Genomic DNA, 23,859 nt, shown 5'->3' on the forward strand with positions numbered 1-23,859 from the left:
TACATTTATTTTCTTCGAAAAAAATGATAAGTAATAATAATTCTATACTGATATTTCTACTTCTTATTCAACTGACCGTTAGTTCAACCCTTTACAATCTAACTTATTTTTTTACATAAATATCCAGTTTTATTTAAAGTAAGTTATTCAATTAAATGGCCCGATTGTGGAGCATGACAGATAGCGTTCTTTACTTTTTATCAGTCTGAGCGCTGTTCTCCTAAAATGAATTTGAAGGTCTCACTTCTGAAGAAAACACCATCGCCTCAAGATAAAGGGTAAAAAAATAGTCTACACATTTCTAAAATTTAGGCAATGCATCCACTGCATCTGCCAAATCACTATACGAATCCTTCAAGTATCTACTTGTTGTCGCGATGTTACTGTGGCCGGCGAGTCTTCTTACTTTTTCAATATCATTATTCGTCGCTTTTAGCATCCATTTGCAAAACGTATGACGGAACATATGGGGAGTTAGTTTTTTATTTGGCAAGCTGTAATTTTCGACCATCGTCTGAATCCCACGTACCGTAAACTTTGGTGATCGTTGGCTGTAAAAAACATAAGGAGAATCCTCTACTTGCGGTTTCTGATTCGCCATTTCTGCCCGGAAGGTCAGCCAATCTTGAATTTCATCCAGCAGCGTATTCGAAATAGGAATGGTTCTGACCTTCATCCCTTTTCCAACGATTCGAATCCTCTTCAAGTCTAAATCGATGTTAGTTAATTTTAAATTTGAAAGTTCATCCACGCGTAAGCCGGCGTAAGTAAGCAAATAAATAATCGCCCGATCACGGCGATACTTTTCTTCCGGATTCACTCCCCTGCTTTTGACGGGTTTCTTCCTAATTATATAAAGTAAATCTTCAAACTCATCTTCCGTCAGCCACATGATCTTTTCAGAATCTTCATCTGCAGATTTTAAGTCTTGTATTTCTTGCATCGGATTCTGCTGTATTTTTTTATTTTTGGTGGCCCAGGTATAAAAGCTGCGCAAGGAATTGAGACGTCGGTTTATAGTTGAAGTCGCAAGTGGTTTTATATCCATCGGATTCAGCATCGAGTGGATCCACTTTCGAATGTCCGCTGCTGTGACATAATCATCCAGTTTAATATTGGTTTCATGGAAAAAACTGTTTAAATCATTTGAATAGGAAATGATGGTATTTTTTGATTTTCCTTGTTTCTGAAGATATAAAATATAATCTTGATACAATTTCTTCACGACCTTAACTTATATGCTGAGTTTATGTATGAAAAAAACAGGTTAAAAGAATAGTATTTTTAACCTTATATGATGAGTATAACATAAGAAATCGGGTTATGAACGTATATAATGTATATTATATGACTAGTTAAGTTCATATGAAAGGGAAGAATATACAAAAGGGCCGTTAACAGCCCTTTTGTTTGCATATATCATTAATAACTATCACTCGAAAGATAACTCATCTTAATAAGATTTTAGCATAAACATCCTGTTGCTCACTTTTAATTTAAGCTATTTGGTTATTAAATCAAGTAGATAATTTATTACAGAAAACATTACAAAATGCTTTTACAGCATTATTACATGATTCCAACTATATTTAGTGGTCAAATTAATAGTACATTTCAATGTAGGAATATGCCTTGTCATAAACTTCCTGATCGAGAATCTTATACTTTAGGCGAATAGTTTTTAGCAAACTTTGTTTAACTGTTCGAACTCCCTCCGTAGTTTTCTGCCACCCAGGGAACCGGACTGAACGGACAATTTCATCAATATCATTTACAATTTTCTCAACGATAACTGGAGTTTTTTCAGAACGAACTGCTGTGAACAATTCTGTCAGAGCAGCTTTAGCTTTGTCTTTTTCCTCTTGTGGATCAACACCTTGCTCTGCTTTTACAACGTCCTTAGCTAGTTCCAACAAGGATTTGAGGAACTCGATACTATGAATTAACCCCTGTTCATGCTTTTCACGCAGCTTTTCAAGCCTTTCGCCTAAGGCAATAAACTTAGGGTCGTTGGCGTGTTTTCGAAGCCTAGCGATTAATTTGATTTCAACTTCGCGGCTTTTCTTTTTTGGATCATTCGTTTCCAAGAATTCCTGCAAAATATCTGCATCCAAAACCAGTGCGTCAAGATCATCACGCACATCATCTATTGTGACATTCTGATGAACAAGTTCTATGGTCTTTGCACCAAATGAATGCCACAAAAGTGCCCCAATTCCAGAGACTGGTTTCACAGATTCATAAACTTGTGACAGCCATTTATAGTCTGATTGGTACGTAGCCAAAATCGGATCTGGTGACAATGCTTCCCACACCTTATGTAGAACGGAAAAATCAGATGCAAAGGCATCTTTGACCTTAACGTCAGCAAGACACTCTTGTGCCTCCATCAAAGCCTCAAAACCAGATTTTGTACGATCTACACCAGGGAAATAGTTAATACACTTCGCTAACCAAATTGGAAAATCAGTTTTTATACCATCAATGTTTGTAACCACCTTCCTGACAGCCTTCTCATCAAAATCAAGCGCAGCAGTTACATCATCGAAGATTCCTAAATAGTCAACAATTAGGCCATGTGTCTTACCTTCATAAAGGCGGTTTGTACGGCAAATGGCCTGCAGTAAATTATGGTCTTTCATCGGCTTATCTAAATACATCGTTTGCAATATAGGTGCATCAAAACCAGTTAGCAACTTGGACGTAACAATTAATAGTTCCAATGGATCCGCTGGATCTCTAAAACGATCAAGGAGTTTTTCTTCCTCATCCTTGCTTAGTTTCCACTTTGCAAATTTATCTGCTTTACCACCTGCTGTATGCATCACAATAGCAGAATGCTCTGGTCCAATGAGTTCGTCTAGCATAGCCTTGTAAAGAACACAGCATTCACGGTCGAAAGTTACAACTTGTGCCTTGAAACCATTGGGTCGAACTTTTTCAGTAAAGTGACGTGTTATATGTTCACAAATTGCGCGGACGCGATCAGGTGACTTAATAAGAACAGCCATCTTGGCGGCCTTTTTGGTTAAGTCGTCTTTGTCCTCCTCAGATAACTGATTGGTCATTTCGGAAAAAGCTTCGTCGATAGCTTCACGATTGATATGAAGCTTTACATCAACTGCTTCAAAATGTAATGGTAGTGTAGCTTTATCTCGTATGGAATCTTGGAAGGTGTAACGGCTCATATAACCATTTTCATCTTCGGTAGCACCAAAGGCCCAGAATGTATTCCTATCTGCCTTGTTGATAGGAGTACCCGTAAGACCAAACATAAATGCATTCGGCAAAGCATTACGCATCTTTCGGCCGAGGTCACCTTCTTGAGTCCTGTGTGCTTCATCAACCATAACAATGATATTAGAGCTGTTATTTATTAGCCCGTCTGCTTCACCGAATTTATGAATAGTTGTGATTATTATCTTTCGCAAATCCTGCTGAAGATATTTTCGAAGGTCTTCACGGGAATCTGCGCCGATCATGTTGGGGATCTCTGAGGCATTAAAGGTGGCAGTGATTTGCGTATTTAAATCAATGCGGTCAACAACAACGATTACCGTCGGATTTTTCAACTGCTTATGCATCCGCAGTTTCTGTGCCGCAAATACCATCAACAGGGATTTACCGGAACCTTGAAAGTGCCAAATAAGTCCCCGTTTGGGATAACCTGCGACAACACGCCCAACGATCATATTTGCTCCCTCGTATTGCTGATAACGGGCAATAATCTTAATACGTCGGAATTTCTTATCATTGGCAAACATGGTGAAATTCATAAGGAAATCTAACACAATTTCTGGTGTTAACATCATGGTAATGCTACGGTTAACATCTGCCATTGTACCTTCTGATTTATCCTCACCGGTATGCCATGGACCCCATAGGTTTAGCGGCATTTTTACAGAGCCATAACGATAACATTTGCCCTCTGTAGCAAAGTTAAAAACGTTTGGAACAAACATCTGCGGAACACTTTTTTCATATCTACTGATATCATTAGCACCATCTACCCATGTGATTGATGGACGAACAGGAGTTTTTGTTTCACCGATGACCACAGGTATTCCGTTTATCAGCAAAGTGATGTCAAACCTACGTCCCCCCTCAATACGAGGATATACCCATTGGTTTGTGACAATGTACTTGTTATTACTGGGATCGTCAAAATCAACGAGCTTCACCTGAGTGTGGTCACCATTTTTCCCATATGGCATAGTTTTTTCACCGCGAACCCATTCCATGAAATGCTCATTTGCACGTACCAAGCCTTCCCCTTCACAAGAGAGTAGGATAGCGCGAAGTTTGTACATCACTTCGTCAGCTCGCTCTGGTTTAGCGGCAATTTCTGGATTTAGTCTAATAAGTGCGTCAAAAACATATTGCTCCACCAGCACAGCAGAATACTGGCGGGGCAGGTTTTCTGCTTCGCTGTATGACCAGCCATTGGAAACTGCTGTTTTTATGATTAACTTTTCAATTGTGTTATCTTCATTAAACATTGCAGTTCACCTCTTTATCCTAAATGGAAAGCTATCAGTGAGGATAACATTTGCCCAGCTTTGAGATACATGTTTTTTGAATATTGAATATTGGTTTCGATATCATCAAACAATTTTCCAATTTTTTCTCTTTCTTCAGCTAGAGGAATAGCAATTGGCCTTTTTATAAAAAAGTCTTTTGGGACCCTACGCTGGCCAGCTGTTCCCTGCATCCATCGCTCAGCCCTATTACGAAATGCACGAGACATTGTTAAATAGTAGAGAAATAGTTCATCACTTTGTTCTTTAGGCCGTATAACAAAAAACTCTGTACTACCATAACCAACACCATTGTGGAGGCTTCTTACGAGGGTACCCTTACCATTTTCCATACACGGAGTAATTTTTGCGAACAAAATATCGTTGTCAGCAAAATAGGTATAACCCTTCTTTACTTTGTCAAATTCTTTAATTTCGATTTTTCCAACTGAACCGTCCTCATGAACCGTGTCCATCGGTAAAAAAGAAACAAAATCATAGTTACTCCCCTTTGGTAACCGAGGGTCAATTTCCGCAGTTCATCAATATGTCCTATTTTCCAATCCAAAGGCAAACAGGGAGTTTTTTTAATTACTTCGTGTAGTAAAAAATATTTATCTTCCATTTTCCGTTTTAACCTTATTTCAGCGTTAAGCTTATTATTGTACGACTGTATAACTTCATCTGCTGCCAATAAAAGCTCTGCAATTCGTTTTTGTTCCTCAAGGGGTGGCAGTAGGAATTCATACTTTGAAAGATCAGCCCACTTAACTCTTGGTGATAAAGAACCATTGGACATGGACATAGCATAATTAAAAAGTGAGTCATTTTGAATGATGAATGGTAATAATGCTGGATCAATTCTGCCATTAGATTCGATTACTATAATATCACCAGAACAAACGCCATTGAATTCAGCAACGGAGGCTTTCTTTTGATAGGCTCTACGACGGCCAAATAATACTTGGCCTTTCTTAAATAGCTTTGTAAACGTTGTCTCGGTATTATCTGTTATATCTATCCACCGCTTGATTTTCAAAGATGAAGGATCTAAGTGTTCAAGTCCCACGATGCAGTCAAAACCATCACCATAAGGAAACTTGGCAGATAATTTGCTTTCCTTTGCAACATCTCCAAGTTTCACCTTGGCCCATTTGCTTTTATTAACCATTATTTCCACCACCTTCCAGTGATGATAACAAATCTTCTAATCTACTGTGTAATTCTGTTCGGCATAGTAACCAATCATTAAGGATCTCTTCAAATTCTTGCTCAGCTTCGTCTGTCAGACCTACTGTAGCATCTCGCACAAATAAAGGAATACTGAGAAGACCATTATTATTAAGAACATCCTCCTTACCTACAACAGCAGCAAACCCCTGTATAGATACAAAATTCTCGTAAGCTGCAGAAATCTTGTGAATATGCGTATCTTCAAGGTAACTAAATGAACGATCTTTTGTTACTTCATCCCTTGCATTAATAAACAATATTTTATTTTTGCGTTGGTTGGGTTTATTATTTCGACAGATTACAATACAGGCTTCCATTGGTGAATTATAAAAAAGATTTTGACCGATACCGATTACACACTCAACCAAATCCATTTCAACCAATTTTTTTCGCATGACTGCCTCTTCATTACGGAACAGCACTCCATGTGGAAATAAAATTGCACACCGTCCAGTATCAGGCTTCATACTTGAGAGGATATGCTGTAAAAAGGCATAATCTGCACGGCCCTGCGGTGGTGTGCCAAGAAAGTTACGACCATAGCTGTCGCTAGAAAATGCTTCTCGATCCCACTGCTTGATTGAATATGGTGGATTGGCCAGCACCATATCGAATTGGCGTAGTTTACCTATATCGTCTAAGAAATATGGATTCTTCAAAGTATCTCCATGTACAATTTTAAAATTCTCAACTCCATGTAGGAACAAATTCATACGGCCGATCGCAGCGGTTAATAGATTTAACTCTTGGCCATATAGCTCGACAGTACGCCATTCTTTATTCTGTTCTTTGAGATATGCAATGGAAGAAATAAGCATACCAGCACTCCCACAGGTTGGGTCGTAAATTGACTCTCCTGGTTTTGGCTTCAACAGCTCAGTCATTAGGTGTACTACTGTGCGGTTTGTGTAAAACTCCTGTGCTGTATGTCCGCTGTCATCAGCGAACTGCTTGATAAGGTATTCATAGCCGTTACCGAGCTCATCTTCAGGGCAGTTTTCTATGGATAGAACCTGAGAACTGAAATGCTCAATAAGTTCTTTCAGTATATTGTCCGGTAGTCTCTCTTTATTTGTCCATGCTGCATCGCCAAATACACCACTTAGTAACTCATAATTGGCTCGCTCAATATCACGTAAAGCTTTTTGAATTGCATGTCCAATGTTCATTGATACTTCACGAATTTTATTCCAATGTGCATTTTCAGGTACTTGAAAACGGTGGTTTTCTGCAAACTTTGCGTAGGCTACATCACCATCAGATTCATTCAGTGCTATTTCGCATTCTTCATCATAAACGTCGCAAATTCTTTTATAAAAAAGTAAAGGAAAAATATAATTTTTATAACTACCCGCTGCCATGGTACCTCGCAGGATAATAGCGGAGCCCCACAAATATCTCTCTAAATCTTGGAGAGTAATTCTACTCATTGTATAGTCTCGCCTCCTTTAATAACGAAATAAAGCGCTCTTCTGTAGCATAAGCCTCTACAGCGCTGTTCTTTAGATTTTCTATGGCTTCATTGATGGTAATCGGATCTTCCTCAGACACCTTTTCAACATAGCGTGGAATATTTAGGTTATAATCTTGTTTTCGGATTTCATCAAAAGAAACAACTTTGCAGAATCCTTCTACGTCTTTTTCTTCTGTTGCATACCGAAAAATCCTTTCAACGTGCTCGTCCAACAAGAAATTCTGCGCACGACCAGGTTTGTAAATTTCAGATGCATCCACCATCATTACCTTATGGTGCATAGTAAGTGGTTTACTTTTTTTCAACACAAGGATACATGCAGCTAGAGAGGCCCCATAGAACAAATTCCCCGCAAGGCCAATAATGCATTCTAGCATATTAGACTCAAGCAGTTTTTTCCGGATATCACCTTCTTTGCTGCCACGAAACAGTACTCCTTGCGGTAAAACAACTGCCATACGGCCAGTTTTTGCAGCCATGGAGCTGATCATGTGTTGTACCCAGGCATAGTCGCCATTGCTGGCATTTGGAACACCAAAAATGTTTCTCCCATACGGGTCACTAGTCCACATATCATCGCCCCAGTTTTTTAAAGAAAACGGCGGATTGGCTATAACACAGTCAAAGGTCTGCAAACGGTCATCCATAATGAAGGCAGGGTTGCGCAATGTATCGCCACGCATAATTTTAAAATCATCTGCACCATGAAGAAATAGATTTATTCGAGCAATAGCTGAAGTGGATAAATTTTTCTCTTGGCCATAGAGTTTACCAAGAGTGAGGTTCTTTTCACCTATATGGTTTTTTGCTTCAATAAGCATCCCACCTGTACCACAGGCAGGGTCATAGATAGTGTCTCCAGCCTTTGGGTCTAGCAACTTTACCAGTAGTTTTACAACTGCTCGAGGAGTATAAAACTCTCCAGCGCTGTCTTTTGTAATATCAGCGAACTTCTTAATGAGGTACTCATAGGCCTGTCCCATTACATCTGCGGAAAAAGAACGGTTATCTAAACTTAAAGAAGAAAAGTGCTCAATAAGGTCTTTTAATCGCTCATCATTTAATTTTTCTTTATTCGTCCACTTCGCCTCGTCAAAGTCATCAAAGATCCCAAAGAGTGTGTCAGGGTTAGCTTTTTGGATACCACGCATTGCATATTGAATCGCCGCACCTGTGTTGAAGATTTTTTCACGGACATCGTTCCAATGGCACCCCTCCGGGATTACAAAGCGATGGTTTTCAGGGAAGTTTGCATATTCCTCATCTCCATCAGACTCCTCCAAAGCAATACGGGTTTCGTCATCATATACGTCAGATAAGCGTTTAAAAAACATCATTGGAAATAAATAGGTCTTGTACTCATCTGCGGCTACAGGGCCACGGAGGATGTTACAAGCCTGGTATAAATGATTAAACAGCTTGGTGCCGTCGTCGTTGATAAAATCAGGGTTGTCAATTTCTACTGCTTTATTAACCATAATTTCTGATCCTTTCGATTTATGTTACAAAAAAACAACTTGCTTGAATGTAACTTTTAAATTAAAAAAAGAAATAGTTTCATTTCTCCATTATAAAATTAAAAATATTATCACTTCTACTATTTACCGAATTATATATTAGTTCATCTATACTATAACAAAAAAACATATTACATGACTATATCCTCAATGATCTGAAGTTTTAAGTTATGGACATACCTCAAAAACTACAACTTGTTTATTTTAAAAAAACTCTTTTCACTAAAGGTTAATCTGAAAAAATTTATCTTTTGGGCAAGAAAGCCGAGAGAAGGGACAAATCAGTTAAGCTATTCCTTCAATGATGGATACTTTCTCTCATCTAGCCCTATAAAATCGATATTAATATATAACATTCTTTGTTTCATAAAACATGATATAATATTTTCATATTTTGGAAGAAAGGACGTTTAAATTTTGCCTATTAACACGAAGAGACTGTTGCAGTTAAAAACAACCAATCCTACAAAGATAGTATCTCAAGAAAAAGATGTTGCTAACCAATTAAGATATACTTTAAACGATACTAGCTCAATACTAGATAATAACCTAGTTAAAGAGGTAGTACCTTTTATATTTTGGAATGATACTTGGAACAAGATAGGGTTTTTTGGTCTCTCAAAAAACCATCCTGTTCGGGCAGTTTCAGGGAAAAGGTACTCAAGAGGAAGAAAGGTATTTGTGGATTTTGGGCTGAATGCTGGAAGAGAATCCTCTTTGCCACACCCAGCAATAGTAATACACAATTTTAAAGACCTTGTTCTTGTTGCACCTACAACTTCAGAGGACGATGGGTTACTAGATAAAGAGATTGAAAAAGTTATCATTTCTGTCCCTAAAGATGGTATCGTGTTTCCACAAGATACAATTATTGAACTTCATCAAATGCGATGTGTATCAAAGAATCGTATCATCAACGATTTAAATTGTAATGTTGATCAATACATAGTTCCAAATGACACAGTGGATGAATTGAACAAAAAGATGAAAACAACTGTTATTCCTTATGGAGCTAATTTAAAACAGGTAATTGAAGCAAAGCTTTGCTATCATTATGCTCCAGATATCTTTCACCAAAACATTCACTTAAATACAGTAATAGAACAGCTTCAAAAAGAAAATGAGAAAATGAAAAAACAAATATTAGAGTTTCAGAGTATCAACAAATAAGTACTCGAGAAAAAACATATACTTTATCAATAAATTGACAAAGTATATATTTTCCTATAAAATTCTTATAAAGAGTTAAAGTTAAAAACTACATTGCCCATCTGACATGTTAGATGTGGTCATTTCTAACTGACATGCGCCACGGTTTTACATACTTGTTCGAAAACTTTCTTGACCGTGTGCTGAATAAGAGCCTACCATATCATTTGGTAGGCTCTTTCACTTTTTATATACTTGGCTCAGTTAAAAAAGTAAATTTTGATATATTTTTATTTACTGACTATAATGTCAACTACTATCTTCAATTTTGGGCAAAAACGCTCCTTATATATTACTTTAGGGCTTCCGGCAGCTTATTCTTTTCAAGTTCATCCAGCGTAAATTATATCTTATTTCCCTCTTTTTCACAAAAAAGGATATCATTACACTGTTCAATTTCTTTTCGTAAATGGTCTCGCAAACAGGGTTGTTCCGTGACTATTTAGAAATTATTTTCTTTTTTTCTTTGTAGTATCGCCATAATAAACTTCTTTAATGTCTTTTTCTTTCTTAACAAGATTTCTATATTCCCATTCTGAAAAAGTATTGTTATTTTTTATTATTACTGTTTGTAGTTCCTGATGTTTATTTAAATAAATGTGATGTTTGTTGCTCTCAATAAATTTTTCTAATTCAAACCTAATAAATATTTTTTTGCTAGAATATTCAATGTCCATACGATTATTTTTCATATCAATCTTAACTATCTTCATGCCTACATGACTTAACATTTTTTTCAATTCATCAATTAGTTTATCCCTATCTTTGTTTCTATAACATCGAGAATTAGTCAATAAGAATTCAATATCAAATTCATTTTTTTCTCCAAAGGCAAATTTACCATATTTATTTGTAAAAACCCTATTTGTAATCTCTAGATAAATGTTTAAAAAAGGATAAACTGAAATTACAAACCCATTATTAGTAACATGTTCGACTTTCATGATATTATTATCAATATTTTTGTTGTATTCGTTTGCTATCATTTTCAAAAATTTCGGCTCATTTATTTCATATGCTATTTCAGATGTGATGAAACCATTACCACTTTGTTTAATCACTTCTCTAATTCTCGCATATTCATTTGCTTTATTAAATTTTAACCAGCTGTCAATTTCTCTTGTCATCACAAAGGTTCGATTTTTGTTTCTATCTACATATTTTAGGATTTTTTCTTTAAATTCATTTTGCTTTAGAAACATTGTTTTTAATATGTGTACTTCCTTTTCATTTTGGCTTTTACTTAATATCGATTTGAACAATTTTTCCGCTTTTTTTCCTAAATTTATGTAGGGCATTTCAATTCTATTTGGAAGAACAATATCTATTTCACCTAAAAATTTATTCCAGTTTTCAATTCTACTTTTAGCATCGGGTATAGTTTCTAACAGTTTCAATAGACGACGATTCTTTATTTGATCAGAGACTAAGTTTCTTTTATCCTTATGAGCAATTTCACCAATTGCACCAAATTCTTCAATACAATCACTACCGACATTTATAACATTTTTTGTAATTTTATTTTTTATATAGTGAATATATCGATTCTTTGTTCCACATAGCTGGCATTTTACCCATTTTTCTTCATTAGGACCTAGATCAAGAGTTAAACGGTTGTTTGTAGCTAGTGTGGTGCCCCATTCCTCAATAGAATTATTTAATAAATCTGAACGCATTTCATTTAAAATTTGTTTCTGTGTAACATTTAAGTCACTATAACTAAGATTTTTATTATTCTTTAATAATTCCATAAGCCAAGGAAGATTACTTCTTTTAAGTGTTTCACTAAATAACAATTTATTTATCTCTTTTTTTGTAAAAACTTTTTTACCCAAAAATCTTCCCCCCTCATTAAACTTCATCCATCTTGTCTTCAGCGGTAACTTTCTTTACTTCACTGAAACTCAGATTGGCCTAGTAAGCTAACCTTCCATCTTAGACCACAATAGTAATTCTTCCTTTTTGTTCCATTATATCATTCACATAGTACTAGGATTGACTTAAAATAAAGAACTTTAGTGTCCTTTCTCGTGAAGTTTATTGAATAATGGAAAAGAAAGCAACTCAAGAACCGTATTCATGAATGATACGATAAAAACAGAGTAGAGATAATCCGCCCAACAATTTGACATTTTGGTATTGTATGGTTAAAGGATTTTTAGGTAAAACCTAAATCGAATTCGGGCAGGGAATACCTAAAAATAAACAAAAAGTCCGAACTAAAAAAAGGTGAACCTATTACTAGATCACCTTCTCTATTTGCTTCAAATGAAACATATATTTTAGCTATAATGCATTCTCTTTGCAATATTATTCTTTAACTCTCTTAATAGGCCTATTAGGAAGAGACTCATATATAGCATGATATGTAAGTCCCACCTCTTCTAAATTTCTACTTAATTTAGCTACAAATGTTGCACTCTCAGTTTCACGATAAGTATCAAGCAGTAATGCACGGATTCGAGAAGCCAACTTTGCAATTTCATTTGGCATCCAAATATGCATAATATCGCCTGGACTAGCTGCTGGATTAGCAGGAACATCTGGTCCAATAATCATTAGCTTGTTAAGCCGATGGGATTCTGGAAACTCTTCACTATACCAAACTTTATGATTGTGAGATTGTCCAATATCTTTTTTGGAGTATTGTGAAGTATCTCTTTTGTCTTCTTTGCTTTCGAGAAGAATGTCAACTTCCAGAGAAGACCAAAACACATCTGGCCCACGTCCTATTCCTGAAAGTTGATCAGGGCGACTAGCTTCAAACCCTAAATAACGACCGAGCCAATAAAGAGCTTCTTCGTATTGATTTGATGAATTCTTTTCAGAAAAAAGTGCTGCGAAACGCCCGTCCATCTCACTAAATGATCCATAATTAAAATCACCTCGTTCACTAAGTACTTTAGCAATACGATCAGCTTGTGTCTCACCACTAATCAATATTGGCAAAGAAGGTGTTGACTGCTGTTGATAACTAATTCGTCCAAGTGCTCGATATGCATTCCCAGATCTATTGAAAAACCGTTCTGCTGCAGAATTATTACCACTAAGTAGATAAACGTATCCAATCCAGTGAGCATGCCATGCTGCTTGCGCTTTGTCATTCTGAAAAAGCTCTTCAAGAGTTGGTTCTAAGGCATGAATAGCTCTGTTGTAATTACGATCCCATAAGTGTTTAAGGAAATGACGTTCCGCAAAGGCTACCCTTGTTTGTAAAGTCTCCCCTTGATATTCCTCTTCATTTGTTACACCTTCAGAGGTGGCTGAAAACGGTTGAACACGTGCTTTGTGTATGGATGTCCATCCTTCATTACGAGGGACAGACAACACTGTTGAAACCAAACCTGCAAGATCTTCAATGGATGTTAAATCCTTGGTCAAATCCTCTCCAAGCTTAAGTTGTGCTTTAGTGAAAGGAGGGAGCGCATTACGATTAGCTCTTCGTGTAATCCAATCTCCTATGTCATCTCCAAGTAAAAAAACAGCACCGTAGTCATCATTTCCACGAGAAATTCTACCCATTGATTGTACCAGCCGAGAAGCTACTGTACCTTGTAAAAATTTATTATCCCCTAAATTATTCCACAGGAATTTCTCCATTAGCCCTGTTCCAGAAGGAAGCCCATCAATAACTAATAAACGACAGGTATCACCAGGAAAGTCCATCCCTTCAAAACGTGCTGGCGCAACTAACATGCCAGATGATGCGCGTTTGAATTCCTCAACTTTATCTGAAAAGTCGTTCGTTGAAAACTGCATCTCATGCTCTCTCCATCTGCGAGCTCGATAATCGCTTTTGGGAATAACTAATATTTTCTGTTCACGGCTTAGTTGAACAATATAATTAAAAATTTCATCTTTTATTTTTGGATTCATATACGACGCAACTATTAATCGTTCGGACTCACCAGCACTTGTTTTAGGGTCTACATGAGCGTCTGGTGAAAAACCGAACGTACGAACAAATTCAGGCTCATCTTGTACAGTAGCTGATAAGAATATTTTTCTAATATTATGAGACATAAAAGGCAGTTCGTGCACAGGAGGCAAAAAAGTCGAAAATTCAATCGTATCGCCGGTTATAAACACAGAGCAAAGATCAAGATTATCCCGTAAATGTTCCCATGTAAACAAAGTATTTCTATTAGATGAAACACCTTCAGTGGTTAATGCCTCTATAACTCTTCCCACTATGTTATGCCATACGAAAAGAGGAATGAATATAACTGAAGGATCATCCTTGAATGTTACCACTTGATCAAATTCTTGAGTGCGAAAAATCGATTCAAAATAAGGACGGACTTGTCCAACAACCGTTGCATATGTACTTGGAAATTCGTTCTCTGTAATTCGTAATGTAAAGTTATCTCTAACAATATGTGAAGCCACATGAGCATCGTCAAATATAATGCCTTGAACGTCATCACGAAAGCGACGGTTTTTACCGTTAAATAGAGTCTGATAGTTTGTTAAACACTGCACCTGACCGAGATTGAATTCACGTTCATTTTGCATAACCCCATTAAAGTAGGTTGCAACCTTTAATCCTAATTTTTCAGCAGCGGCCGCAGTCTGCTTAATTAACTGATTTGACCCACACAAGTAAAAAATACGACCTTCTGACTCATTAGCCATGGACTGGCCTTTTAAAAGCCCAATTACTGTTTTGCCCCCTCCGGTGTTTAAGTTAACCACTACATTTGTCTTGTCACTATTTGAAGACAAACCTTCTAACGCCAAGTACTGACCCCTCCACAAATCGTTAACTTGTCCTTTTGGAAGGCTATCATATAATTTAATCGGATCGACTTCCCTAGGTTTCGTTGTTTGATTTAGGAATTTACTAAAGTCAAATGTCATAATATACACCTCAATTCATCTAAATAACATCTCTAACAGTCAATTAAGTCATTCTAATGAAGTAGTATACATAAACAGATCTTAATAATAATAATATACTTTCTTTTCACAAAAAACTTAAGAATGAAGTTATATATTTCCTAATAAAGTGTGATTTTTACTATGAAATAATTTCTTTCATATTCGTTAATAAGTTTATAAACAGGACTCTCCCGCAAACATAAGCTTAATAATAAGAAGAGTTTTATTTAAAATCAACCAAATTTATTCTCATAAGTCTTTTCAACATAATGTCAACTATGTTGAGTTTTCGTGCTGTTGATGGTATGATTTAGGTATATTTTTCAACATAGTTTATAAGGGAACTACTAAAATAGAATTCTACATAGTTTATAGGGAGTGGCAAAAGGATGGATTCCTTTATTCAATATCTCCAAAAGGATGGAAAAAGTGAAAATACAATCAAAGGATACGTTCAATCAGTTTCCGGATTTCTAAAATGGTTTGATCAATCAAAAGGAGTCGAATTTCAGAGGTTACATCATGAAAACATAAGAGAATATCTTTCGTTCCTAAAAACAATAAAAAATTCAAAACCCAAAACGATTAATACCAAAATCAACGCCCTAGTCAAGTTCAATGAATTCCTGATTGAATCCAACATGCAGGAGGACATGGTTCTAACGAAAAAAGATTTTGTAAAAGTTCAGCAGCAGTATGCTTCACTGGCCAAAGTGGAGTATAAAGATGTTGAGAAGTTTCGCCAGATGGTACTTGATAGTGGGAATAAACGAAATTATGCCCTTGTGACCCTTCTTGCTTATGCCGGATTACGGATCTCTGAAGCTCTTAACCTCAAATTGGATGATTTTAATATTACGTCTCGTGAGATTCTTGTAAAAAACGGAAAAGGTAGTAAATCAAGAACAGTATTTATGAATGATAAAGTAAAAGCAGCTCTTCAATCCTGGTTAAAGGAACGTGAAAAAGAAGGCATTGAAAATGAACAGCTCTTTGTAAGCAATCGAAATAAACAAATGGATAGAACAACGGTTAATAAACTCTTTAAAGAATACGCTGAAAAGCTTCGGAAAGATATTACTCCACATGATTTACGGCATTTCTTTTGTTCTCATGCAATTAATAAAGGCATGAGCGTTCACGAAGTGGCTAACCAGGCAGGACATTCCAATATTCATACGACTTTGCTTTATACCAACCCCAGTAAAGACGACTTAATTAATAAAATGAATCAATTATAGGGAGGAAAGGAAGGAAATTGAAATTTGATTTAGAAAAATTTACAGTTGATGAATTTTCCGATGGTACCAAATTACATGAATGGATTTCTAAAAATTATTTTACCGAAGATGCAGAACTACCAGGTCTTTTAAAAATCCCCGTTATGGATTGGGATGATGAATTAAATGATTATGTGTTGATTGAAGGATTTGAATGGTTAGAAGAGGATATAGGTCACAATACGGAAATTTGGGTATGCTGGGATGAAGATGATGGGAAAATGCTCGACTGGTGGATAACAGGTGACAATTGTTAGGATTTATTTATATATTTTTGCTTTAATGGTTAACTTTAGTTAACACGGTTAACCTATTGATATATAATAGTTAATAAGTTAACTTTTGGAGAGTGAAAAAAATGTCCGACAAAACGTTTGGGGTAAAAGTAAGTGAAGAAATATATGACAAAGTAAAGAATATGATCGATATTTCCGGGATTTCTTCAAAAGAGTGGTTTGAAAAAGTTGTAGCAGTAAGTGAGGTTCAAAGCTTAAAGGACGGTTCCGGAGATTATAAGCAAGATTTAACAGAATTAGAGAAGCACACTACCCGCATTTATGAGTTAGTGGCCAATATGATTCAACGTGCTAATTACTTAAAAGATGATGCAATGAAGGGATTAGAAACCAAGCTAGAAAGCAAGGAGTTAACTATTTCTGAGTTGCAGGGTAATGTTAAAACATTAAAAGATGAATTAAAACGATTAGAAGATGATTCAAAGCAATCTGAGAATGACAAACAAGCTTTATCTGAACAAGTGGAAGGATTAAGATCCACAAACGATAATAACCAGGCCCTTATTCAGGAATACAAAGAAAAGATCGATACGTTATCATCATTAGTAAATGAATATAAAGGGTTTGCTACGGAGAACGTTGAGTTGAAAGAGAAATATGCAGCAGAAAAAGAACAAATGAAATCAGAATTTGAACAAAAAGAAAGTAATTTTGAATCTTCTATCCATCAATTAAAAGCAACAGTTCAAGATCAACGTAAACAAGTTGAGCAGTTGACAGAAAAGCTCAGCAGCACGATCCAAGTAAACGAAAAAGAAACCGAATCATTAAAGGTTAACTTTGAAAACCAGTTAACTCAGTTAACCAACTCGAAAGATATAGAAAGAGAACGTGCTATCTTAGAAGTGGAAAGAAAATATCAAGAAAAGCTTCAAGAAGTGCATGATCAATACAATGAAAAACTCGCTCGATTGTATGAAAAATTTGATCGTAATGAAGATACAGGTAAAGGAAAAACAGAAAATAAATAAGTTAAAAACAGGGAACGGAGCGATGTCCGTCCCCTGTTATGCATGTTGGTAAAAGACCTTTAAACACATATGGCTATCTTTAAAATATATCAATAAAAATAATCCCTACAATGAAGAAATTTCTTGTTTCGCCCTCCTTTCTATAATCTTTGATGAACTTCAAGATAGTACAGGCAATATTAAAGGACTGGTTCACAACTGGTTAGATATATAAATAAATACCCTTGGAGAAATGTTCCAGGCGAACGAAAAAGAAATCGAATCATTAAAGGTTAACAATAAAACTAAGTTAACTTAGTTAACCTGATCAAGAAAAAACGTGCTATCCTAGGGTCAACCAACAAATATAAAAAAGCCTAATTTCTCGTTTACAACACCGAGAAATTAGGCTTTAGTTACTTCATAAAAGCGCCCTTTAATGGAATAACTGGGTAGTTTCTATTAGCTGGGTTGAATAAGAAAGTAGTAACATTGTCTGTGCTCATTTCACTAATTTTTCACCTGATATAATTTCAAATAAAACTGCTGACTGTTCTTTTGTTAATTGAAGAGCATACTGATTATCACCTCGACCAATCACCAATCTGTCTTTATCAGGAGTAATCCAAATTTTGTTCAATATTGCATGTACCTTTATTTTAGGGTCTTTAGGTTGAAAAACAAATTGATAATCAGGCGGTTGAAGAGTATCTCTTTTTGCATATTCCCATTTAAGTTCATTTAGAATTTCCTTTACTTTATGGACTTGCTTTCCATTTGTGATTTTTCTAAATTCTTCAAAATTACTTTCATTACCAACACACTTTTGGGCTTTGATGAATTGGTCTTCGTCTTTTATTCCATTTGCCACCCCAGTTGTGGAGGTTGTTCCGTTAGGTTTATTATGCGAACAGCCTGTTGAAAATGAAATAATAATGCTAATAAAAATTGGGATCAACAATAAGTTTCTCAATTCGAATACTTCCCTCCTCTGAGTCAATTGTGCAGTACTCTTGTCAAAAATGTTAACTAAAAAGGACACAATCCCTTGCACTGGAATAGCGCCCAATTGCTGAATACCATTATTAAAGTAAAGGGTTAGCGTAAGTACATTTTTTCACAAACTTCTGATTCTCAAAAATAGTCTTTAATTAATAATTTTCTAACTCATTATTTAAGTCCCTTAAAATTACATCTATTTCGACCACCGCTGTATTATTGTCTGTCGGGAATATGGATGGTTTAACTCTATCTTCTTTCATTGGAATAAGAAATTCATTAATAAACCCAGCCAATTCAATTGGCTCAGCTTTAAAGTTACTCCACTCATAAACTGCACAGTTTTCCGCAAATTCTTTTTTAGGAAAGAAAGGAATCAACATATTTCCATCATCATCCTGTGCAGTTGCCCAACCATCATCATATAGCCCCCAAACTTCCTCATAATCTACGACCTTTTTAATAAAATACTCATACCTAACATTTGGTGGTTGTTTTATGACCGATTCAAACTCTTTTTGATTCATATCCTTTTCCTCCAGCAACTTCATTTGAAAAATCCATTTAACTATAAATTCTTTAGCAGGAAATAAAATACCTTCTTTCGCTAAAGGCCTTTACTTCAATAAGAAAAAGCTATTCTCCTTCTTGAAGAATAGCATCCGTTAGCGAAATAAGACTTTTAAACATTTATTGTTACTACTAAGCTATTTTGTCCAATAGTTGACGATAAAAGATGTCCTCTTATTGACGGCGAACGTGTCCAGTTCCTGTTTTCATATAATTTTGGAAATCATTTTGCTGGGTTAAAATGTCCAGTTTTTAAGCATTTTAGCCCAAAAAGTAGCATTGACATTTAAGTTGTCCAAATTAGGGGGTTTTAGAGTACGATTTGGACATAAATAATCGACTTTTTTCAAGTTACTCCGTTCACTATGTAGCACAGAAAAAGGATAGTTTTTTTAGAGTGTGGTATATTTTGAAAATTAAAAGTGAAGCATTCCTGTCGTGATTCTCACTTAAAATCCAGTAGTTACAACGACTGGCAGTTAAAAATACTGTTATTGGCAGTATCTTTTATAAATGTAAGAAAGCCAAAAATACGCAAGTAGTGCATAAAAACTCGCATAATTTTAGATCTTTAATTTTATTCTTTATTGTATTAGAGCACCCGTTAGCACAACAAGCAAAAAAAGACTGCCGCAGCAATCTCCATCTTTTACTCTTGTTATTTGGTTAATGATTGGCGATTTCTACAATAAGTAGAATTTGACAAACCTCAATGGTTCCCCCAATTTAAATTACAGAACAGGCCTGTCTCAAGTAGCATGGGTAGGCCGTCCTATTAGTTAAACGTGACATTTACCTTATAACCCATATTCTTAAAAAATTCCTTTAACGCTTTTTTTGCATTTTTCTCTGCAGTATCTAGTAGACCACTAGAGATGGCATCTTGACGAATTTGCTCTTGTGCATCAGCTGCCATTTTAAACCCCTCATCCATTTTAGTAGCAGCACGGAAAAGCCCACCATTTTCATAGGTTTGTGCTTTATCCATCTGTAATGATGGGTCCTGGATGAGCTTTGCATGAGGAAGGGTAATATCTATTTCTTTTGTTTTTTCATTAATAACCATGTCCTTAGAAGTAATCCCTTTCAAATCAACACCAGCAATTACCGTCCCAGGTATAATTAATAGTACTTCACGTTTTGTTCCTGGCAAATCCTTAGAGATGTCTTTCCCGAAAATCTTATTATCCTTTTCGTGTATAACCGCTTTCGTATAGGCTTCAGCTGTTGCCAATGTGGATAGCTCTTGAACGTGTTCAACAAACGTGACAGACTTATGTTTGAAGGTACTGCCCGCAAATAGCCAAATTACTCCTAAAGTGATGATTAAAAGAACAAGGATGGCCAAAATAATCTTAAATACAACAGCTTTAAAGAAAAACTTAAATATTCCTTTCGGTGGAGATACAGATCTTAAGTTATGATCTATCGCAATAGTTGCAGCACTTTGCTGTTGTGCTTCTTTTAATTCTATTAATAGTCTTTCTAGCTGTGCAATTTTTTCGTCTTTTTCTTCTATAATTTCTCTATTGGTATTCATTTTTTCACCCTTCATTTTTAACATTACAATTTTTATCCTTTTAATCCCCTGCCCGTTACTTCAATAAGAAGAATGAATCGCCGCATAACCCAATTTATTCACCTACTACTCCATCACCATCTCGGTCGTCCATATATTTATAGAGCCATGAATCACGAGTAATTGGCATTTTAAAACCAGCAGCTTTGGCTTCAGCGATCGTAACCTTTCCATTATGATTAGTATCCACCTTGCTAAGATCTTCATTGCTTCTTACCGTTCCGTTTGCCGGTGGCGTTGGTGGCGTACTACTCGTACCTGCCGTTTTCCCTAAATTTTTATTCACTTCATCTGGGTTTACATTGTCAAATTCATCTGTAATGGATCTGCCCTGAATTTTGTATGTGAATTTATAATGGTTAGGAATTTGCGTCTGAGGATTTGGATATGAAATAATTGCGACAAAATCGGTACAACCTCCTGCATCTCGAATCACTTTTTCCATATAAGCTTGATCGCCGTGCCTGTTGAGAGTGCTGTCCTGAGGTGTAATGTTATATGCGTTTGATACTCCTCCAAGTGAGTCGGCAATCACATGCCCTTTATCCAAGTTTGGACTCTCTGTACCAGGAACATTTGCTTCTTTAGAGTAATATCTACCTGATGACAAAACATGATCAGTATTCCGATTTTGGAGTGTTATATTTTTTGCCTCAACACGAATTAGCTGCCCGTATTCATTTGTAAAAGCCCAATATTCCCTGTCCCCAAACCCGACATCAACTCTGACATTCGGCTTTCTATAACCTGACATATCTCCACCATCTACTACAATTAGTGTATATTTACTGTAGTCAAAGTCACCATTAACACTTGTTGGTGTACTAGTGGCTGGAACACTTGGACTGACTGCGCTTTCACTAGTGGTTTTTTCAGCTTTATTGTCAGGTGTACTTTTTTTGCTTTCAACAGTGGATGCAGTCTTTTTGCTAACTTCTTGAGTTTTATTTATTTTGACTTTTTCCTCTTTTCTAGTTGTTTCATTTGATGAACAAGCTGCAAGGAAAACTAATAAAAACGCCATAAATAAGTAGGTTAATTTCTTCATAAATTGTCCCCTTTTTTTGTAAATATCTGTAGAAATATCAGTACTATTATACTGCTAAAATACTTCAAGTAACGATTAAATTTATATAATTTAAATAGGATTCCAAGCCAAAGCTGAAATCCTATTTATCTTAACTCCAAAAAATTAATATTAACCTAGTTTTGGTAAAAACTCCTTATTCCATTAAACTGGGAGCGTTAATACAATAAGCATAGCTTGGCAATTATGTATAAATATATGCACCTATACAATTTTGCATTGTGTAATAATTTAATACGTCTTACAACCTTACTGCCAAAACCTGCATCATTTAAATTCCAGAACAGTCTATAATGCCTGCCACTTCATGTAAGTTGCTTCGAAGTATCAGAACAGAAAAACAATGTTTTTCATTTTAATGAATGCCTCGCTTCTTAAGTTAAGATATGATGTCGGTCATAATCTCCGTCAAAATAAGGACACTTTGTACCATCAATATATGGATATTATAGGGTAGCAAAAACAATTTATTATAAATAATTGTTCAATTCCCTTACTTTTTCTTGTATATCAAATACATAATCATTTTTAGAGAACCTGTATTCATCCCCCTGAACAGTTCTGATAATAAGTACATCACAAGGAATAATACGACTTACTACAACTTCCTTTGGTTCATTAACAAATCCAGGATTTGTAAAAAGTAAAATTATGCGAACAAACCAATTGCGTTTCTGTTTCTCTGTATAAGTTCGCTTTACCTGTTCAGTTGTAACTTCATAACTTTTAATATCGAATAATGAGATTTTTTTTGAACCTATTTCAATAAAGTCTTTTTCCATTATGTAAGACCTCGCAATCATTTTGTTACTCTTACTTATAAATAATTATTCCCATCTTGTAAGCTTTCCCTTCCTCAACTATCCTGCCCCGTTACTTCAAGAAGAAAAGGCATTACCGTTGTTTCAGTAATGCCTCCGATAAATTAGTATGAAATCCAGTTAAAATGCTAATTTTGGCGAAAATCAAAAGTTTTATCAGGAACGTCTAATTTATGTCCATTTATAACAACAGTGTCATTATCTACCCATTTGATTTTGGCAGTTTCTTCGTGGTAGTTCCAATATATATTTTTAGGATTTTTATCGTCCTTGTTAAAATTCAATTCGCCTCGAATGGCAAAATCAGTGGTTGCACCACCACTAGATACATAAGCCTTTAAAGTGTATTGTTTATTTGGAGAGTCCACTGATTTGATTAGTTCCCCTTTAGGTAAATAATTTAAAGTAGGACCTGCAAAGAAAGTCATATAAATATGATAAGAAATCCAAATTACCAGAGGAATAAATATCAAAACAAGTCCTACTATAATCAATTTTTTCTTATTCACTTGGCTTACCTCATTTGTTTTTTCGATTAATTGCATAAAGAAATAATTAAGTGCATTATCAAACTTCTCGAATATAGTAAAAGTTCTCCTTATAAAAGAAAAATCCTTCTTCAAGTAACCTTTAGTGCAATAAGAAAAGACCCCCCTAGTTTGCAGCTGGTCTTCAACTCTTGCACCCTTTAGTGTAAGTACATTTATTCACAAACTCTTTAGAAAAAAAAACTACTTTAAATACCTTAATATGGAAATATCTGAAATTTTATTATATTCTATTATCATAGTTAATTATTGGGAGGGATATATACATGTCATTTGAATTGATTGGTGAAGAACAACGTTTACGACTTTTTCAATAATATCAAAACAAAATCCTTAAGACATATTTAGGATTGTTATTCCTATACAAAACGGAAGCGAAGTGAAGGGGATTGCAGTTAATAGTAGTATTAACCGGTTGTTTATTGGTAACTTATTTATTGCTGACGATCATCACCATTATTTTTACTGCAACTATTAAAGATTTTTCATCTTGTTTTCTTAACGCAGTATTAACGGTTTTTTGTTTGTGGTTTGTACGTTATCTAACTCACAATCTAGCAGCGCCGATAGCCCTGAATTTTTTTAAAAAAGGGACATCCCTCGAATCCTTAGCAAACCAAATAAATATTTTAGGAATCGTATTACTTCTGATATTATGCGTGGTTCAAGGATTTCTACTTTATAAGTCGATTGTAAGAAGAAATAACGTAAAAAAGGGTAACTTTAATATGTAGTGTTGCAAATCGCTCTCAGAGCGATTTATTTTTGTTACAACGTATCCATTACCCTCATTTGAGGTTTATTTAGCACAATACCTCACCCCCATAAATTATTCTCTAAACATTTATCCAGTTCCTTCTTTCACAAACCTGCCCCGTTAGTCGAATAAAAAAGAACT

General features: G+C 35.4%; 18 protein-coding genes. 4 read left to right on the forward strand and 14 right to left on the reverse strand.

Annotated elements, in window-relative coordinates; genetic code table 11:
- Positions 1–301 precede the first annotated feature (301 nt).
- From JN080_RS17940 to JN080_RS17965, 6 genes are all read right to left on the reverse strand, one after another.
- A complete protein-coding gene (locus JN080_RS17940; RefSeq protein WP_256237353.1) occupies positions 302–1,216 on the reverse strand; it encodes a tyrosine-type recombinase/integrase in 915 nt (304 codons plus the stop codon).
- Positions 1,217–1,601: 385 nt separating this feature from the next.
- A complete protein-coding gene (locus JN080_RS17945) occupies positions 1,602–4,499 on the reverse strand; it encodes a type I restriction endonuclease subunit R (RefSeq protein ID WP_256237354.1) in 2,898 nt (965 codons plus the stop codon).
- Positions 4,500–4,513: 14 nt separating this feature from the next.
- Positions 4,514–4,993, reverse strand: a complete 480-nt coding sequence (locus JN080_RS17950) for a restriction endonuclease subunit S (protein WP_256237355.1) — start codon at positions 4,991–4,993, stop codon at positions 4,514–4,516.
- Entirely contained in the window at positions 4,930–5,688 is a 759-nt protein-coding gene (locus JN080_RS17955; protein WP_256237356.1) for a restriction endonuclease subunit S, read from the reverse strand. The genes JN080_RS17950 and JN080_RS17955 overlap by 64 nt, the downstream gene beginning before the upstream one ends.
- Complete coding sequence (locus JN080_RS17960; protein WP_256237357.1) at positions 5,681–7,180, reverse strand: type I restriction-modification system subunit M; 1,500 nt, start codon at positions 7,178–7,180, stop codon at positions 5,681–5,683. The genes JN080_RS17955 and JN080_RS17960 overlap by 8 nt, the downstream gene beginning before the upstream one ends.
- Positions 7,173–8,702, reverse strand: a complete 1,530-nt coding sequence (locus JN080_RS17965) for a type I restriction-modification system subunit M (RefSeq protein WP_256237358.1) — start codon at positions 8,700–8,702, stop codon at positions 7,173–7,175. The genes JN080_RS17960 and JN080_RS17965 overlap by 8 nt, the downstream gene beginning before the upstream one ends.
- 456 nt (positions 8,703–9,158) lie before the next feature.
- Between JN080_RS17965 and JN080_RS17970 the strand changes: the two genes are divergently transcribed.
- Positions 9,159–9,911 carry a type II toxin-antitoxin system PemK/MazF family toxin gene (locus JN080_RS17970; protein ID WP_256237359.1) on the forward strand — a complete coding sequence of 251 codons (753 nt, stop codon included), beginning with the start codon at positions 9,159–9,161 and terminating at the stop codon, positions 9,909–9,911.
- A 488-nt stretch (positions 9,912–10,399) separates the two neighbouring features.
- Here the strand turns inward: JN080_RS17970 and JN080_RS17975 are convergent, their stop codons facing one another.
- Together JN080_RS17975 and JN080_RS17980 are read right to left on the reverse strand one after the other, a co-directional pair.
- Complete coding sequence (locus JN080_RS17975; protein ID WP_256237360.1) at positions 10,400–11,785, reverse strand: hypothetical protein; 1,386 nt, start codon at positions 11,783–11,785, stop codon at positions 10,400–10,402.
- A gap of 475 nt (positions 11,786–12,260) precedes the next feature.
- The gene (locus tag JN080_RS17980) at positions 12,261–14,690 is read right to left on the reverse strand and encodes a helicase C-terminal domain-containing protein (protein WP_256237361.1); all 2,430 of its coding nucleotides are present in this window, start codon (positions 14,688–14,690) and stop codon (positions 12,261–12,263) included.
- Positions 14,691–15,220: 530 nt separating this feature from the next.
- Between JN080_RS17980 and JN080_RS17985 the strand changes: the two genes are divergently transcribed.
- The 3 genes from JN080_RS17985 to JN080_RS17995 all read left to right on the forward strand — a co-directional run bounded on the left by JN080_RS17985 (position 15,221) and on the right by JN080_RS17995 (position 17,378).
- Positions 15,221–16,072, forward strand: coding sequence for a tyrosine-type recombinase/integrase (locus tag JN080_RS17985; protein WP_256237362.1), 852 nt, complete (start codon positions 15,221–15,223; stop codon positions 16,070–16,072).
- Positions 16,073–16,089: 17 nt separating this feature from the next.
- A complete protein-coding gene (locus tag JN080_RS17990; protein WP_256237364.1) occupies positions 16,090–16,368 on the forward strand; it encodes a hypothetical protein in 279 nt (92 codons plus the stop codon).
- A gap of 101 nt (positions 16,369–16,469) precedes the next feature.
- The gene (locus JN080_RS17995) at positions 16,470–17,378 is read left to right on the forward strand and encodes a hypothetical protein (RefSeq protein ID WP_256237365.1); all 909 of its coding nucleotides are present in this window, start codon (positions 16,470–16,472) and stop codon (positions 17,376–17,378) included.
- 481 nt (positions 17,379–17,859) lie between these two features.
- Here the strand turns inward: JN080_RS17995 and JN080_RS18000 are convergent, their stop codons facing one another.
- The 6 genes from JN080_RS18000 to JN080_RS18025 all read right to left on the reverse strand — a co-directional run bounded on the left by JN080_RS18000 (position 17,860) and on the right by JN080_RS18025 (position 22,922).
- The gene (locus JN080_RS18000) at positions 17,860–18,330 is read right to left on the reverse strand and encodes a hypothetical protein (RefSeq protein WP_256237366.1); all 471 of its coding nucleotides are present in this window, start codon (positions 18,328–18,330) and stop codon (positions 17,860–17,862) included.
- A gap of 178 nt (positions 18,331–18,508) precedes the next feature.
- The gene (locus JN080_RS18005; protein ID WP_256237367.1) at positions 18,509–18,883 is read right to left on the reverse strand and encodes a DUF2750 domain-containing protein; all 375 of its coding nucleotides are present in this window, start codon (positions 18,881–18,883) and stop codon (positions 18,509–18,511) included.
- 818 nt (positions 18,884–19,701) lie between these two features.
- A complete protein-coding gene (locus JN080_RS18010) occupies positions 19,702–20,490 on the reverse strand; it encodes a DUF4230 domain-containing protein (protein ID WP_256237368.1) in 789 nt (262 codons plus the stop codon).
- 70 nt (positions 20,491–20,560) lie between these two features.
- Positions 20,561–21,553, reverse strand: a complete 993-nt coding sequence (locus JN080_RS18015) for a DNA/RNA non-specific endonuclease (RefSeq protein WP_256237369.1) — start codon at positions 21,551–21,553, stop codon at positions 20,561–20,563.
- Positions 21,554–22,062: 509 nt separating this feature from the next.
- Positions 22,063–22,374 carry a hypothetical protein gene (locus JN080_RS18020; RefSeq protein WP_256237370.1) on the reverse strand — a complete coding sequence of 104 codons (312 nt, stop codon included), beginning with the start codon at positions 22,372–22,374 and terminating at the stop codon, positions 22,063–22,065.
- Positions 22,375–22,541: 167 nt separating this feature from the next.
- Positions 22,542–22,922, reverse strand: coding sequence for a DUF5412 domain-containing protein (locus JN080_RS18025; RefSeq protein WP_256237371.1), 381 nt, complete (start codon positions 22,920–22,922; stop codon positions 22,542–22,544).
- Positions 22,923–23,859: the final 937 nt, after the last annotated feature.

The organism is Bacillus sp. EB600, from assembly GCF_024494385.1.
In the GTDB taxonomy this organism is placed as follows: domain Bacteria; phylum Bacillota; class Bacilli; order Bacillales; family Cytobacillaceae; genus JAEVLT01.

What these genes read in the sequence shown, in the direction of transcription:
- JN080_RS17945 (WP_256237354.1), bottom strand. Translation starts at nt 4,499, where the DNA reads ATGTTTAATGAAGATAACACAATTGAAAAGTTAATCATAAAAACAGCA.
- JN080_RS17950 (WP_256237355.1), bottom strand. Translation starts at nt 4,993, where the DNA reads ATGGACACGGTTCATGAGGACGGTTCAGTTGGAAAAATCGAAATTAAA.
- JN080_RS17955 (WP_256237356.1), bottom strand. Translation starts at nt 5,688, where the DNA reads ATGGTTAATAAAAGCAAATGGGCCAAGGTGAAACTTGGAGATGTTGCA.
- JN080_RS17960 (WP_256237357.1), bottom strand. Translation starts at nt 7,180, where the DNA reads ATGAGTAGAATTACTCTCCAAGATTTAGAGAGATATTTGTGGGGCTCC.
- JN080_RS17965 (WP_256237358.1), bottom strand. Translation starts at nt 8,702, where the DNA reads ATGGTTAATAAAGCAGTAGAAATTGACAACCCTGATTTTATCAACGAC.
- JN080_RS17985 (WP_256237362.1), top strand. Translation starts at nt 15,221, where the DNA reads ATGGATTCCTTTATTCAATATCTCCAAAAGGATGGAAAAAGTGAAAAT.
- JN080_RS17995 (WP_256237365.1), top strand. Translation starts at nt 16,470, where the DNA reads ATGTCCGACAAAACGTTTGGGGTAAAAGTAAGTGAAGAAATATATGAC.
- JN080_RS18005 (WP_256237367.1), bottom strand. Translation starts at nt 18,883, where the DNA reads ATGAATCAAAAAGAGTTTGAATCGGTCATAAAACAACCACCAAATGTT.
- JN080_RS18010 (WP_256237368.1), bottom strand. Translation starts at nt 20,490, where the DNA reads ATGTTAAAAATGAAGGGTGAAAAAATGAATACCAATAGAGAAATTATA.
- JN080_RS18015 (WP_256237369.1), bottom strand. Translation starts at nt 21,553, where the DNA reads ATGAAGAAATTAACCTACTTATTTATGGCGTTTTTATTAGTTTTCCTT.
- JN080_RS18020 (WP_256237370.1), bottom strand. Translation starts at nt 22,374, where the DNA reads ATGGAAAAAGACTTTATTGAAATAGGTTCAAAAAAAATCTCATTATTC.